This window comes from Paenibacillus odorifer (assembly GCF_000758725.1).
GTDB classification, from domain to species: Bacteria; Bacillota; Bacilli; order Paenibacillales; family Paenibacillaceae; genus Paenibacillus_AQ; species Paenibacillus_AQ odorifer.
In genome coordinates this window covers 3,034,103-3,047,641 of the sequence record NZ_CP009428.1, presented here as the reverse complement: position 1 = coordinate 3,047,641, position 13,539 = coordinate 3,034,103, and the positions used below count along the sequence as shown (strand labels likewise).

The window sequence follows — 13,539 nt, the reverse complement described above, 5'->3', positions numbered from 1 at the left end:
ATTCATACCCTCTATAATATTAATAAGGAGACTTACTATGATATTCGTAACAAAAGCTACAATTTCAGATCTACCCATGCTAACCAAAGTAGACAGCAAGATCATTGGCAATGAAAGCCGCAAATCGAAGATTGAAAAATATATCAATCATGAGCAGTGTTACGTAGCATCGCATAATGGAACGCTTGTAGGATTTGCTTGCTACGATACCACCTTTTTCGAATGTTGTTTTATTCAGCTGGTCATTGTGGATCCTGAGTTCAGACGCCTAGGCATAGCCAAAACACTCCTTAGCTACATCGAGGAACAATGCCCAACCCCCAAGCTTTTCACCTCCACCAATGAATCCAATACGATCATGCAGCAACTATGTCTTTCTCAAGGGTTTGTTAAAAGCGGAGTCATTGAGAATTTAGATGATGGCGACCCGGAATGGGTTTATTTCAAACAAATTAGATGAGCATACATGATTAGTTACACACAACAAGCAAAAAGGCAGCTCTTCTGTCTAAAACGACCAAGAGATGCCTTTTTATTTTACACTATTTATTCTGATGTCCAAATGACCGTAGGTATTTAGGCAGTAACCTAACCAGCATTAATCCTCTTCCTTTATCATCTGTCCGTGTATTTGAGCACTGTATTGCATAAAAGCAGGGTTACTATCCAAGCCGCGTTCACGCAATAACTCCTGTAGACGCAGTCTTTTCATAGACAGTTTTGACCGCAGAGCCTTGCCCTCACTGGTTTCTGCACCTCCGCTATTATGACACGCCGCTAGCAATCCTTCCAACGTAACACATTCAGCTCGCAGAGAGATTTCCTCAGGCACAAGTCCGGAGTTCTTCATGATTTTAAAAGACATCCGTAATTCTTCTGGCACACCTGATAAATCCTCAAGCTCCAGCGGCTTGCCATGCCCAGGTAAATCTCGAAATTCCCCGTTACGCATAGACTCCTGAATCCGCTGCTCAGCTAACCAAGACATCATCCCCATATACGCAGCCTCCTTCACCAATGCCACACTATTATCAACCCTGCCTAATCAAAAGTATATTTTACGGAATTGCGTTAATTTTAGCATAAAAGACTTAGGATTTGCATCAAGCTACCGGGATGCTTTCTCAGATTTTGCCTATACGTTAACTATAGGTGTGGCGAGCTATTCACTCAAATGCTCCTTGCCCCTCGTCGCACAGTTGAGCAGCTCGGACTCTGTAACTATCGTATGCTAAGTATATTCTAAGTCCATAACCGTAACGTTAGAGCACACTCGCCTCAGGGAAACGTTCGGACTCAGATGACCTTATTTCACAAATTCAGTCCATTTCGCTGTACTATCGGACCTAGTTGCAGCTATTCGCTCATATGTGCCCTACTTTTAATCAAAATCACAGCGATAAGAGCTATGCAGTCCGATACTGCTAATAAACACACGAAAAACACCAAATAGCTGCAATACAGTCCGCAACGTCAGCGCAAACTCTCCTCTACAAATCGATCGGACTCAGCAGCTCTTGCTCGTATACTACATCCTTTACGCCTTCGTTACATCCTCGTCGCAGCGTTCGGACCCAGTAGCCCTTATTTTGCAAATTCATGCTTTTTTGCTCTGCTATCGGACTCAGATTCAGCTATTCGCTCAAACACACCCTACTTTTGTTCAAAATCGCAACGATAAGAGCTATGCAGTCCGATACTGCTAATAAACACACGAAATACACCAAATAGCTGCAATACAGTCCCATTCATTAGCACACACTCGCCACCGTGAATCGTTCGGACTCAGATGACCTTATTTCACAAATTCAGTCCATTTCGCTGTACTATCGGACCTAGTTGCAGCTATTCGCTCATATGTGCCCTACTTTTAATCAAAATCACAGCGATAAGAGCTATGCAGTCCGATACTGCTAATAAACACACGAAAAACACCAAATAGCTGCAATACAGTCCGATACATTAGCGCACACTCGCCACCGTAAAACGTTCGGACCCTGGAGCTTTTGCTCGTATACTACATCCTTTGTTATACATTCATTACATCTTCGTCTCCATTGATCGTTCGGACCCAGAAGCCCTTATTTCGCAAATTCATGCCTTTTTGCTCTACTTTCGGACTCAGATGCAACTATTCGCTCAAACACACCCTACTTTTGTTCAAAGTCGCGGCGATAAGAGCTATACAGTCCGATACGTTCAAAAAACACACCACAAACGCCAAATAGCTGCAATACAGTCCGCAACGCCGATGCATCCTCGCCACCGAAAATGCTACTGTTTACTTCCGCCCTTCAACACACACTTACCCCAGTCTTCACTCACTTTTCACCCTCATCACTCACTTATGTCCGCCAACACTTCTTCGCGCCGTACGTAAATCAGTTTCGTGACCGTATTTCTTCCACTATACTATCGCCCTCGATACCCTATAAGTTAGTCTTCAGCCCCATCGTGCAATTAACACAGGCGATTGCTATACTCTTTCTAATGAGCCTCAACTCAATAAAAAAAGGACTACCGCAGTAGTCCAAAGGAGAAATATAAATGTTAGCTAACATCCAAAAAGAAGATCAACATTATGTCGCTCGTTTCGAACGCCAGTTAAAGCATTCCGCAACTGAGATTTGGTCCTATTTGACCGAAAATGAGAAGCTTGCCTTATGGTTCTCTGAATTAAAAATCGAGGACCTGCGTGAAGGCGGACTTATAAAGTTTGATATGCAAAACGGAACGTTTTTGGATATGGAAATTACCGCGCTACAGCATCAATCTATTTTTGAGTTTACATGGGCTGAGGATCTTGTTCGTTTTGAGTTATACCCTAATTCAGAAGGCTGTTTACTCATCTTGAACGAAACACTACAAACGCTTACCCCGCATACACCACGTGATCTCGCTGGCTGGCATGTTTGTCTAGAAGTGATCCAGCATCTTTTGGAAGGCACGACGCTGGAGTCACGGAAAGACGAATGGAATAAATGGTACGAGCAATACCGGGAAGCGATCTCGAAATTAGGATAACAAGGACTCCGCGCCGTCAATCACGATTTGCGCACCTGTAATATGGATAGATTCATCCGAAGCCAGAAAAGCAACGAGATCAGCGACATTATCCGGCTTGCCCGGTCCATCTGCCAAGGGTTGCGCTCCATCAGGGAATTCAATCGGAATGACGATTGCTTCAACATCCTCGCTCATTTCAGTGGTTTCATCTATATTCGTAGCAATAGCCCCAGGGCAGATCACATTCACACGAATCTTAAACTTAGCAAGCTCGAGAGCTGCCATTTTGGCAAAAGCCACCTGTCCAGCTTTGGTAGTGCTATAAGTAGACCACCCAAAGCTGGCAAATCTAGTGTTCCCATTAATGGAACTAGTAATAATAATACTGCCCTTCCCTTTATCTTTCAGATGAGGAATAGTATATTTTAGAGTCAAAAAAGTCCCCGTCAAGTTCACCGACATCGTACGCTCCCAGTCGCTCAAGCTTAGTTCTTCTATCGGACCCACAGCGCCATTAATTCCCGCGTTAGCGAATACTACATCCACGCCTCCGAATTGTTCCACCGTACAACGTACGGCTTCCTCCATCTTTTTCTCATCCGAAGTATCTACCTCTATGGCCAGCGCGCAATCTTTTCGAAGCTTATTAAGCTTTTCTGCCAAGGAAGAGGTTCTTTCAAGATTTAAATCAAACAATGCTACATTTGCACCTTCCCGCGCCAGCTTAATAGCGGTAGCACGGCCAATTCCCGAGCCCGCTCCGGTTATAATCGCTGTTTTTCCAATAAATCTTTGTTTCTTAGATATGTTTGGGCTCATATGTAATCTCTCCTCTAATGTCTGTAAGATAAGTACTATGGATCAAGATTACCCAAATAAACCTGTAATGGAATCATCTCGTTCATAAATCTTCATAATTTAAGCACGCCGCACAAAAAAATCTCCCCATTCAATAAGATGAGCGGAGAGTTTGTTTCGAATATTTTGATTTTTTTGATTGTTTCGATGTTCGATGTTCGATGTTTCGATTATTTCAATTCAATTGTCCAGCTTGCGTACGTCCACTTTTACAGTCAGTGTGCCTGCTCCGCCGCGATATACCCCTTTTACAGGTACTATATCTTTATAATCCCGTCCATGACCCAGCTTGATATAACGCCAGTTCACTTCAACATTATTCGTCGGATCAAAACCAAGCCAGCCCGTACCCGGAATATGGGTCTCCACCCAAGCATGTGAAGCCTGCTCGAAATTGGCATTGCTGCTCTGTAGATCACCGACAAAATGATATCCACTAACATATCTGGAAGGCAGACCCACACTGCGGCAGACAGCGATCATAAGATGAGCATAATCCTGACAGACACCCCGCTTGAGCTTCAGGGCTTTTTTTACCGTTGTATTTACGCTTGTTGCCTCAGGATCATAGGTGAACTGTTCATAAATCGTCGAAGATAACCTCAGAATCCATTGATACATATCTTCAGCTTCACTAAAAGGGTACTGTGAGGCGAACTCTACCAATTCAGGAGTCACCTCGGTATAACGGGTCGGCAAAATAAACTCAATGTACCGGTTCTGAAACTTCTCATCATTTAGCAGTTTAACTTGCTCTTCAAGGCTGGTTCGCGGAAGATCGGTACCTTGAGATTTATCCAATGTTACTACAGTAGCTTTCGTATGGATTACCATTTCCGTATGTGGCTTATTAACTGAATAGGCATGCACCCGATTACCAAAGAAATCCTCATACGTTAATAGATTAGCTGCCGGATATACTTCAACCTCGTGGTGATAACAGGATTGCCGATAGTTGGTGCGAGGGGTGAGTCTGATTTCATTGACACTGTCCGTAACTGGCTCTGGATAACTGTATGTGGTGGTGTGATTGATTTGAATCTTCATACAGATACTCCTTCTCGCCGAAAAAAGGCGCCCTCCATCGTTTTGCCCAGTCTCTGGCAAGATATTACGAGTGATTGCAGTACATCTTCCACCAGCTCACCGGACATTTCTTCTTTTTCCATATAATCCAGCTCTGCCTTCAGCTTTCCTGCTTGACGGATGACCTTCTCATGACCTGAGCCTTTTTCTGAGGAATCCAGTTCAAGTCTAGCTAAATGTTCTTCCAGCTGGTGAAAAGAAAAGCGGATCGAACGTGGAAATTTGGGATTCGCGATCAAAAAATCTAAAATGCTCTCCGGTGACATGGCATCTGCATAATAACGGCGAAACGCCTGATACCCACTTACGGATTTCAGCACAGCCTGTAACTGAATATAGATTGCATTAAGCTCTTTGAAACGGCAAGAGGCTATAACTGCCTGCAAAATACGCGTCGTATTCTCGGCCCGTTCCAAAAAACGGCCGCTCTCTATAAAGTGCCATTCATTCCCTCTAAGCATTACGGATTGTTCTGCTCCTAGAAACATAGCTGCACGTTCCTTCACCTGCTGGTAGAAATGATGTGGACCACTCATAATATCAGCAACTGACCGCTCACCAAGCCATAGATTAAAGCTGTTGACGACATCCCATAGCTCACTTGGAAGATGCTGACGCAGTGTGCGAAGATTATTTCTGGCATGATGTACGCAAGAGAATAATGAATTCGAATTGCCTAAATCAAGTGTAATAAAGGATAACACGTCCTGTTCAGAAAAGGTTTCGAACTGCTGTAAATATTCACTTCGAACCCCTAATGCATCGATAAGCCTCGACCATTTATGTCCTTCTTCCTGAAAATCCTCTTCCTGCTGGATATGATAATGTACATTGATTAGCCGCGCATGATTCTCTGCCCTTTCAATATATCGGCCGATCCAGAATAAAGCCTCCGCATTTCGATTCAGCATCTTTAGCCACTCCTTTATCCTCCAAATTGATGCTGCATATTTTTGATTCACAATCAAGGCTTACAAGATAATAGATCACGCCATAACCCAAGTATCCTTTACGCCACCACCTTGCGAGGAATTCACAACCAATGAACCTTCTTTCATAGCCACTCGGGTTAATCCGCCAGGTATGACATGCGGCTTCCGGTCTGCACCCATTAATACAAAAGCCCGAAGGTCGATATGCCGGGGTGCCATAGTGCCTCCCGACAATACAGGTGCTCTAGACAAGGACATAATTGGCTGTGCCACATAACGATCTGGATCAGCAATAATTTTCATTCGGAACTCGGCTAATTCTTCTTTGGTTGCCTCGCTTCCGATCAACATCCCATATCCACCGGATAATGAGGTTTCCTTAACAACCATTTCGGATAGGTTCTCAAGAACATACAGGCGTTCATCGGGTCTGGACAACAAATACGTCGGCACATTGCCAAGGATCGGCTCTTCATTCAGATAATAACGAATCATATCCGGTACATAGACATACATCGCTTTATCATCTGCAACACCGGTTCCCGGAGCATTAGCAATCGCTATGTTGCCTGCCCTATAAGCATTCATAAGTCCTGCTACACCCAGTAAAGAATCAGGTTGAAAGGCTAGCGGGTCAATGTAATCATCGTCCAACCGACGATACAGCACATCCACTCTACGTAGTCCGTTCATTTCTTTCAGATATATTTTGTGATCCTTTGTTACCAAATCTCGTCCTTCGACCAAATGTATACCCATCTGCTGTGCCAAAAAAGCATGTTCATAATATGCAGAATTGTATTCTCCAGGCGTTAGGAGTGCTATAACCGGATCTGACCTCCTTGATGGAGATAGACTACGAAGCACGGATAAGAAGCGATTTAAGCTATGATCTACATCTCGGATGGAGCTGGCAAAGGACAATTCAGGAAACAATTGATTCATAAGTGTTCTGCCTTTAAAAAGATAGGAAAAGCCGGAGGGTGTTCGCAGGTTGTCTTCAAGTACATAATAATGCCCATCGTGATGGCGGATCAGATCGATTCCTGAGGTGGTGATGTAAGCTCCACCGGGCACGCGCAGACCTGACATTTCTGGCCGGAAGTAACAGTTGGAAATAATCATACGCCTAGGGACGATGCCATCTTTAACAATGTATTGCTCATGGTAGATGTCATGAATGAACAAATTCAAAGCTGTGATACGCTGAATTATTCCAGCTTCTAGCCTCTCCCACTCATTCTTAGGGATTATACGTGGAATCATATCGAAGGGGATCGTTCGCTCCATAGGATGATCTTGAGCCGGATTGTAAAGCGTAAAGGTAATTCCTTCTTCCATCATCCTACGCTGCATTAAATTTTGCTTCCCTTGCAGCTCTTCGGAGCTCATTCCGGAAAACATGCGGTTCACATGTCTGTAGTGCGGCCGGACATTCCTCTTATCAGCATACATTTCATCGAAAAAATGCTGTAATGGATACGGAGACAGACCTGGCAGAGGATCTAATTTGGACATGAGCCCGACTCCTTTCGATAGATGTAATCTTTGTTAACAACTTATACTTTCATTTCAGAAAACATCCATGAAAATATTGGTTTATATTCTCATAATACGTAAATCTACTTGTTCATGTCAACATATATAACAGAGAAATGTGATTCCAGAGGTATTTGTATTTTTTGGAATCGCTTCCTTTCTCTCTTATATAGGTTGCCGGAGATGAAATGTACATTCATCATTGAATTGTATGCAGGAAGTGTGACAAGCATTACTATTATGAATTTTTCATATAATGTATTTTTTATATAGTTGCCTGCGGATGTGGATTCATTGAGTATGGTATAATTTGTTGCGATGGGAGAGTGACCTATGGAGCACAAATATACTATGTCAATTGAGCAGGAAGAGCTTAGGCGGAATCACATTTATCTGTTATTTGGTCTATCGGAAGCGGGGTCAATGAAGGTAGCCCTTAGTCATTTGGGTTATCGCCATTTAATACGAGTACTTTCATTTAATGAGACATTCTCTGCTGGACCGTTGCGTGAATTACATAATAATGAAGGCTATCATACCCGTGAGTTATGGTTTCAGGAACGATTTCCGGATCATGGTTATCATCTCAATCCCCAGCACAAACTGGAAGCCGTGATACAGACCTTAAAAGAAATTCCCGAGGACAAAAAAATCACTATTTGGTGCGGAGACAACTCCCATGATCAGACAGGTTTACGATTTGCGCTTTCTATTCTTAATGAGAGGACGCAACCTATTCATGTTATTGATCCCGTCAAGGCTTATAGGGAGATTGCCGCTCCATTTGAAATCGGATTATATCCCAGAGCACTTAGTCAGCTCCCAAACGAAGCTGTGCATAAAATTATAAAAATCACCGAAAACACATCCCCTGTCACCTCCGCTCAAAGAAAACAGTATGAACTAGAGTGGCAAAAAATCAGCAACACCGAGGATATGCTTAGAGTTTGGGTTGATGGCCAGCTTATGAATGTTCCCGAGAGTTACTATGACGAAGAAATTCTTTCTTTAATTCTGCAACTTCAACAGTATGAGGATCGAGATGGCTACGTAAATGCAGGTCTGATTGTAGGCACAATTATAGGGCAATGGAATTTGTATATCAGTACCTCATTCATAGAATATCGCTTCTGGAGGCTAGTTAGTGAGGGAAAGCTGTTATTTAAAGGGATCCCTTACGCGATGCATTTATACTTTCTAAGAGTCGCTTAGCAGTTGCTACAAAATGACGGACAAACCCTTTATAAAAAAGAAAAGGAATGCCCTCCTAAACTAAATATAGCTTCGAGGGCATTCCTTGTAAATATGACTTCTTTATGATTATATTGTGCTGTTGATTACACTTGCTCTTCCGATTCTTCTGACTCTTCTTCCTCGGCAATTAATCCAGCAAAAAGAGCATGTACGAACTGCTGCGAATCAAATGGCTGCAGGTCTTCCATTTTTTCTCCAAGACCTACAAACTTCACCGGCAAATTCATTTCCTGACGAATCGCTACAACGATTCCGCCTTTAGCCGTACCGTCCAGCTTCGTCAAGACCAAGCCAGTGACGCCACTCTTTTCACCAAATAACTTGGCTTGTGTAAGTGCATTTTGACCTGTCGTAGCATCTAGCACCATCAGTACCTCATGTGGAGCACTTGGGATTTCTCTTTGAATAACGCGGAAGATTTTGTTGAGCTCTTCCATCAGATTGCTTTTATTCTGCAGTCTGCCAGCAGTATCGCAGATTAAGATATCCACATTGCGCTGTTTAGCCGCTTGCACCGCATCGTACATTACAGCCGCCGGGTCAGAGCCTGCTTGTTGTTTAATGACATCTACGCCTGCGCGTTGGCCCCAAACCTCAAGCTGCTCAATCGCTCCGGCACGGAACGTATCCCCTGCAGCCAAAAGAACTTTTTTACCTTCTTGTTTGTAACGATGAGCCAGCTTGCCGATGGTAGTCGTCTTGCCCACGCCATTAACCCCAACGAACAAAATAACTGTAATTCCATTCGGATTTTCCTTCAGGCTGTTATCATCATCTCCGCGCAGCAGCTCCATAAGCTTACGGGACAAAATCGGCTTCAGCTCGGCAGCATCTTCAATCCGATTTTGCTTCACTTCGGCACGCAAATCCTCGACAAGGGTCATAACAGTGTTTACACCCACGTCTGCACCAATTAAAATCTCTTCCAGCTCTTCGTAGAACTCTTCATCTATCTTTTTGCGGCGGATGATAAGGTCGGAGACCTTCTCTACAAAACCTTTACGGGTTTTCTCTAATCCGTCGCGGAATTGTTTCGTTACACTCTCCGTTTTGCCGGAAATGCTTTCTTTTAATTTTCTAAAAAAGCTCATTTGGTTCCTCCTAAAAGTTTCTCTTCTTTGATGAATTTAAGCAATCTCAGCTTCTTCATCCTCTAAACGTACTGAGACGAGCTTGGAGACGCCGCCCTCTTCCATCGTTACTCCGTATAACACGTCCGCCTCTTCCATCGTTCCTTTGCGGTGGGTAACGACGATGAACTGAGTTTGTTCAGAGAACTCGCGTAAGTACTGTGCAAAACGAACAACGTTTGCTTCGTCGAGTGCAGCCTCAACCTCATCCAATACGCAGAACGGAACTGGCTTCACTTGCAGGATAGCAAACAATAACGCCATCGCAGTTAGAGCGCGTTCGCCGCCGGATAAGAGCTGCAGATTTTGCAATTTTTTACCCGGTGGTTGGGCTACGATATCTATACCTGTTTCCAGCATATGTTCCGGATCCAGCAGCATAAGATCAGCTCGCCCGCCTCCGAACAGCTTTGAGAACACGGTCCCGAACTGTTTACGGATCGCATCAAAGGTCTGTTTGAAACGCTTGGACATTTCATCTTCCATCTCACGGATTACCTGATACAGAGTAGTCTTAGCTTCGACTAGATCATCTTTTTGTCCACTGAGGAACGTATACCGTTCATGGACCCGCTGATATTCTTCGATCGCCCCTAAGTTAACCTCACCTAGCGCAGAAATACTGCGTTTCAAACGTTGTACATCGGCTTGTGCGGCAGGTACATCTTCAGGCACCGGATATCTCTGTTTCGCTAATTCATAACTTAGCTCGTAGTCATCACTCAGCTTGCGTAGAATATTATCCAGCTCCACATCGAGTCGACCAACAGAAACTTCAGTGGCACGCAGCTTGTCCTCCACTACTTTAAGGGCCTGACGTTGGTCTTTAGTTTTGCCTTCCTCAAGTTCCAGCTTACGGGTTAACGCTGTACGCTCAGCCCGGGCAAAATCCAAAGTTCCAGTCGTCTCTTCCTTCTTCAACCGGTAACTGTTCAAATCTTCCTTCTGCTTCACAGCTTCCAAAGCATTGTTAGCCAGATCTTGTTCTATCGTATGTAACAGATTTCGATTCTGGCGCAGCTCCTTGTCCTGTGAACCCACATCTTGTCTAAGGCGACGTAACTGCTCCTCCAGGGAGAATATCTCCTGATCAAGCTTGCCTTCCGAGACTTTCATACTGGTCAACTTGCCTTGCAGCTCTTCCTTAGCTGATTCATTCGCTTTACGCGCAGATTCAGCGTTACGGATACCCTCATGGGCTTCCTTTTCTTCCTTTTCAAGGCGTTCAAGCTCAGCAGTGGCTTGTTTCCGCGTCTCTTCAAGCGCACGTACTTCACTCTCAAAGCCGCTGCGTTCCGCACCTGTGCTCTCCACTTGCTCCTGCACATGCCGAAGCTCATGCTCGAGCTGCTTCAAATCACCGGAGACTCTTTGCTCTTCCAGTCTCTTCTCGTCACCATCACGGCGCAGGTCCTCCAGCTTCACGCTAGCGTTCTCCTGCTCCTCACGAAGTCTGGCAATGCCTTGCTTCAGCTTCACTATTTGACGTTCGCTTTCTTCAATTTCACTGCTTAATTGATCCAGCTGACGTTTGCGGCTAAGCAAGCTATTGTTCTTCTTATGCTGGCTACCCCCGGTCATCGAACCGCCGGCATTAACTACATCGCCTTCCAGTGTAACTACCCGATAACGATATTGGCATCTAGCGGCAATGCGGTTCGCTTGCTCCAAGCTCTCCGCAATAACCACATTGCCGAGCAAACTGCCGATAATGCTAGTATATTTATCATCGTAACCAACGAGTTCGGAACCAATTCCAACAAATCCGTCAGCATCACCCACCATACCACGGTCACTGCCAGAAATCTGGCGCGGCCGGATAACATCTAGCGGAAGAAAGGTAGCTCGTCCCAGCTGACGCTGCTTTAGAAATGATATCGCTTGGCGGGACACAGTCTCATTATCCATGACCACATGCTGAAGTGATGCACCTAGAGCAGTCTCAATCGCCATTTCCAGCTTCTCCGGAACGGAGATCAGCTCTGCAACCGCACCATGCACTCCGTTGAGCTGTCCTTTGCGGGCGCCCTTGAGCACTTCTTTAACCCCAAGCATGAAGCCATCGAAATCATCCTGCATCTCTTTCATGGTCTCATGACGAGAGACTTGCGCTTCCCGCTTCTGTTCCCACTTCCGAAGACCGGACTGTGTTTCTTCAATCAGCTTCTGACGTTTACTGAGCTGTTCACTTTCAGTGATGTAAGCCCCGCGAAGATTGCTAAGCTCCTTCCCTAGCTGGGCAATCTTGTCCTTCAGCCCTTTCTGGTTGGCAGACAACTCTTCATGCCGGGCTGTCCATTTGCCGCTTTCTTCTTCACTGCGGCTCATACGACGTTCCAGATTCTCCTTCTGTTGATCCGCGTAACGAATTTCGTTACGTGCATTCGCCATAAGGTTCATTAACTCCAAAAGAGCACTTTTGAGCTTTTCTTCCTGGCTCTGGCTAATCCCGTCTGCCACACCTTCAAGCCTTGTCTCTTCATCTTCGATCTGTTTCCGAAGATCCACAAGCTTAAGCCGCGATTGTTCAAGCTTAAGCTCCAGATCCACGACTTCACGCTGACGATCTGCAGAACGCTCGCCAACCGAACCTAACGTGAGCATTAACTGCTCACGATTGCTTTCCAGATTTCGCTTGCGTTCCCTCAGCACTTCACCGTAACCTTCGCTCTTCTCAAATGCTTCGCTATAACGCAGCAATTGCTCTTGCTGCTTCTCGATCTGTGCTTCGAGTGTGCGCAGTTCAGAGCGTCCGCTCTCCAGCTTGGCATCATGAGCCGAAACAACGGTAGACAGCTCCAGCTGCTCGTCCTTCAACGTTTCAAGCTTTGCGTTACCTTCCTGCCAAGCGGTATGAATGCCTTCAATCTGGTGTACGTATACTGAAATTTCCTGATGTTTTAATTGTTCGCGAAGTTCCTTAAAGCGGATAGCTTTCTCGGACTGATCCTTAAGTGGCCCAATCTGATCCTCAAGCTCACTGATCAAATCATGAATACGAAGCAGGTTCTGCTCGGTATCATCCAGCTTTCGACTTGCGTCTTTCTTGCGCGATTTATATTTTACAATACCTGATGCTTCTTCAAAGATGCCTCGCCGATCTTCGGAACGAGTACTTAGAATTTCTTCAATCCTACCCTGCCCGATAATCGAATAGGCTTCACGTCCGATACCGGTATCCATAAACAGCTCTGTGATATCCTTCAGACGGCAGGATTGCTTATTAATTAAATATTCACTATCTCCACTGCGATGAACTCTCCGAGTCACTGTAACTTCGCTAAAATCCAGCGGAAGTGTGTGATCTTCATTATCAAGCGTAAGTGATACTTCGCCATAATTCACGGCTTTACGCGCATCACTTCCAGCAAAAATGATATCCTCCATCTTGCCGCCACGCAGTGATTTAGCACTCTGTTCGCCGAGTACCCAGCGTATGCCGTCAGAAATATTGCTTTTGCCGCTTCCGTTCGGGCCAACTACAGCCGTTATACCGCGCACAAACTCCATTTCTGTTTTGTCGGCAAATGATTTAAAACCAGCTAATTCTATCCGTTTCAAAAACATACTTGCCAATCACCTCTGACCCATTATACCATAGCGTTTGTACCCTAAAAAACCATTAAGATGCAGCTTATTCTATCCTTCAAGCATAAACGCTTTCGCTTAACTTCCCTATAAGGACGGCAAGTGTCTAAGCGAGAAATAGAAGGCTACTTTATAACGTGGACATA

Annotated in this window: 10 protein-coding genes; 3 read left to right on the top strand and 7 right to left on the bottom strand. The window is 44.8% G+C overall.

What is annotated here, in order from left to right; all coding sequences use genetic code 11:
• Positions 1–37: 37 nt before the first annotated feature.
• Positions 38–460 (top strand): GNAT family N-acetyltransferase, encoded by a 423-nt coding sequence (locus tag PODO_RS13150; protein ID WP_036686651.1) that lies wholly within the window; start codon positions 38–40, stop codon positions 458–460.
• Between the two features lie 138 nt (positions 461–598).
• On the opposite strand, the gene PODO_RS13145 is transcribed toward PODO_RS13150, so the two are convergent.
• Positions 599–997 carry a DnaJ family domain-containing protein gene (locus PODO_RS13145; protein WP_038570613.1) on the bottom strand — a complete coding sequence of 133 codons (399 nt, stop codon included), beginning with the start codon at positions 995–997 and terminating at the stop codon, positions 599–601.
• 1,550 nt (positions 998–2,547) lie between these two features.
• Between PODO_RS13145 and PODO_RS13140 the strand changes: the two genes are divergently transcribed.
• Positions 2,548–3,024 carry an SRPBCC family protein gene (locus PODO_RS13140; RefSeq protein ID WP_038570612.1) on the top strand — a complete coding sequence of 159 codons (477 nt, stop codon included), beginning with the start codon at positions 2,548–2,550 and terminating at the stop codon, positions 3,022–3,024.
• On the opposite strand, the gene PODO_RS13135 is transcribed toward PODO_RS13140, so the two are convergent.
• The 4 genes from PODO_RS13135 to PODO_RS13120 form a co-directional block, all read right to left on the bottom strand.
• The gene (locus tag PODO_RS13135) at positions 3,016–3,825 is read right to left on the bottom strand and encodes an SDR family oxidoreductase (RefSeq protein WP_036686506.1); all 810 of its coding nucleotides are present in this window, start codon (positions 3,823–3,825) and stop codon (positions 3,016–3,018) included. The two genes, PODO_RS13140 and PODO_RS13135, sit on opposite strands and share 9 nt — an antisense overlap.
• Positions 3,826–4,044: 219 nt before the next feature.
• Positions 4,045–4,911 carry a transglutaminase family protein gene (locus PODO_RS13130; RefSeq protein ID WP_036686503.1) on the bottom strand — a complete coding sequence of 289 codons (867 nt, stop codon included), beginning with the start codon at positions 4,909–4,911 and terminating at the stop codon, positions 4,045–4,047.
• Positions 4,908–5,861 carry an alpha-E domain-containing protein gene (locus tag PODO_RS13125; protein WP_036686637.1) on the bottom strand — a complete coding sequence of 318 codons (954 nt, stop codon included), beginning with the start codon at positions 5,859–5,861 and terminating at the stop codon, positions 4,908–4,910. The genes PODO_RS13130 and PODO_RS13125 overlap by 4 nt, the downstream gene beginning before the upstream one ends.
• Before the next feature lie 75 nt (positions 5,862–5,936).
• Entirely contained in the window at positions 5,937–7,400 is a 1,464-nt protein-coding gene (locus PODO_RS13120) for a circularly permuted type 2 ATP-grasp protein (protein WP_036686502.1), read from the bottom strand.
• A gap of 354 nt (positions 7,401–7,754) precedes the next feature.
• Here PODO_RS13120 and PODO_RS13115 point away from each other — a divergent pair, with 354 nt between their 5' ends.
• On the top strand, positions 7,755–8,633 hold the full coding sequence (locus PODO_RS13115; protein ID WP_038570609.1) for a DUF1835 domain-containing protein: 879 nt from the start codon (positions 7,755–7,757) through the stop codon (positions 8,631–8,633).
• A 125-nt stretch (positions 8,634–8,758) separates the two neighbouring features.
• On the opposite strand, the gene ftsY is transcribed toward PODO_RS13115, so the two are convergent.
• Together ftsY and smc are read right to left on the bottom strand one after the other, a co-directional pair.
• Complete coding sequence (gene ftsY / locus PODO_RS13110; RefSeq protein ID WP_036686498.1) at positions 8,759–9,766, bottom strand: signal recognition particle-docking protein FtsY; 1,008 nt, start codon at positions 9,764–9,766, stop codon at positions 8,759–8,761.
• Between the two features lie 36 nt (positions 9,767–9,802).
• The gene (gene smc / locus PODO_RS13105; RefSeq protein ID WP_036686496.1) at positions 9,803–13,372 is read right to left on the bottom strand and encodes a chromosome segregation protein SMC; all 3,570 of its coding nucleotides are present in this window, start codon (positions 13,370–13,372) and stop codon (positions 9,803–9,805) included.
• Positions 13,373–13,539 lie beyond the last annotated feature (167 nt).

Bases quoted from the DNA above. Each gene is read 5' to 3' on its own strand.
- PODO_RS13150 (WP_036686651.1), top strand. From the start codon at position 38: ATGATATTCGTAACAAAAGCTACAATTTCAGATCTACCCATGCTAACC.
- PODO_RS13145 (WP_038570613.1), bottom strand. From the start codon at position 997: ATGGGGATGATGTCTTGGTTAGCTGAGCAGCGGATTCAGGAGTCTATG.
- PODO_RS13140 (WP_038570612.1), top strand. From the start codon at position 2,548: ATGTTAGCTAACATCCAAAAAGAAGATCAACATTATGTCGCTCGTTTC.
- PODO_RS13135 (WP_036686506.1), bottom strand. From the start codon at position 3,825: ATGAGCCCAAACATATCTAAGAAACAAAGATTTATTGGAAAAACAGCG.
- PODO_RS13130 (WP_036686503.1), bottom strand. From the start codon at position 4,911: ATGAAGATTCAAATCAATCACACCACCACATACAGTTATCCAGAGCCA.
- PODO_RS13125 (WP_036686637.1), bottom strand. From the start codon at position 5,861: ATGCTGAATCGAAATGCGGAGGCTTTATTCTGGATCGGCCGATATATT.
- PODO_RS13120 (WP_036686502.1), bottom strand. From the start codon at position 7,400: ATGTCCAAATTAGATCCTCTGCCAGGTCTGTCTCCGTATCCATTACAG.
- PODO_RS13115 (WP_038570609.1), top strand. From the start codon at position 7,755: ATGGAGCACAAATATACTATGTCAATTGAGCAGGAAGAGCTTAGGCGG.
- ftsY (WP_036686498.1), bottom strand. From the start codon at position 9,766: ATGAGCTTTTTTAGAAAATTAAAAGAAAGCATTTCCGGCAAAACGGAG.
- smc (WP_036686496.1), bottom strand. From the start codon at position 13,372: ATGTTTTTGAAACGGATAGAATTAGCTGGTTTTAAATCATTTGCCGAC.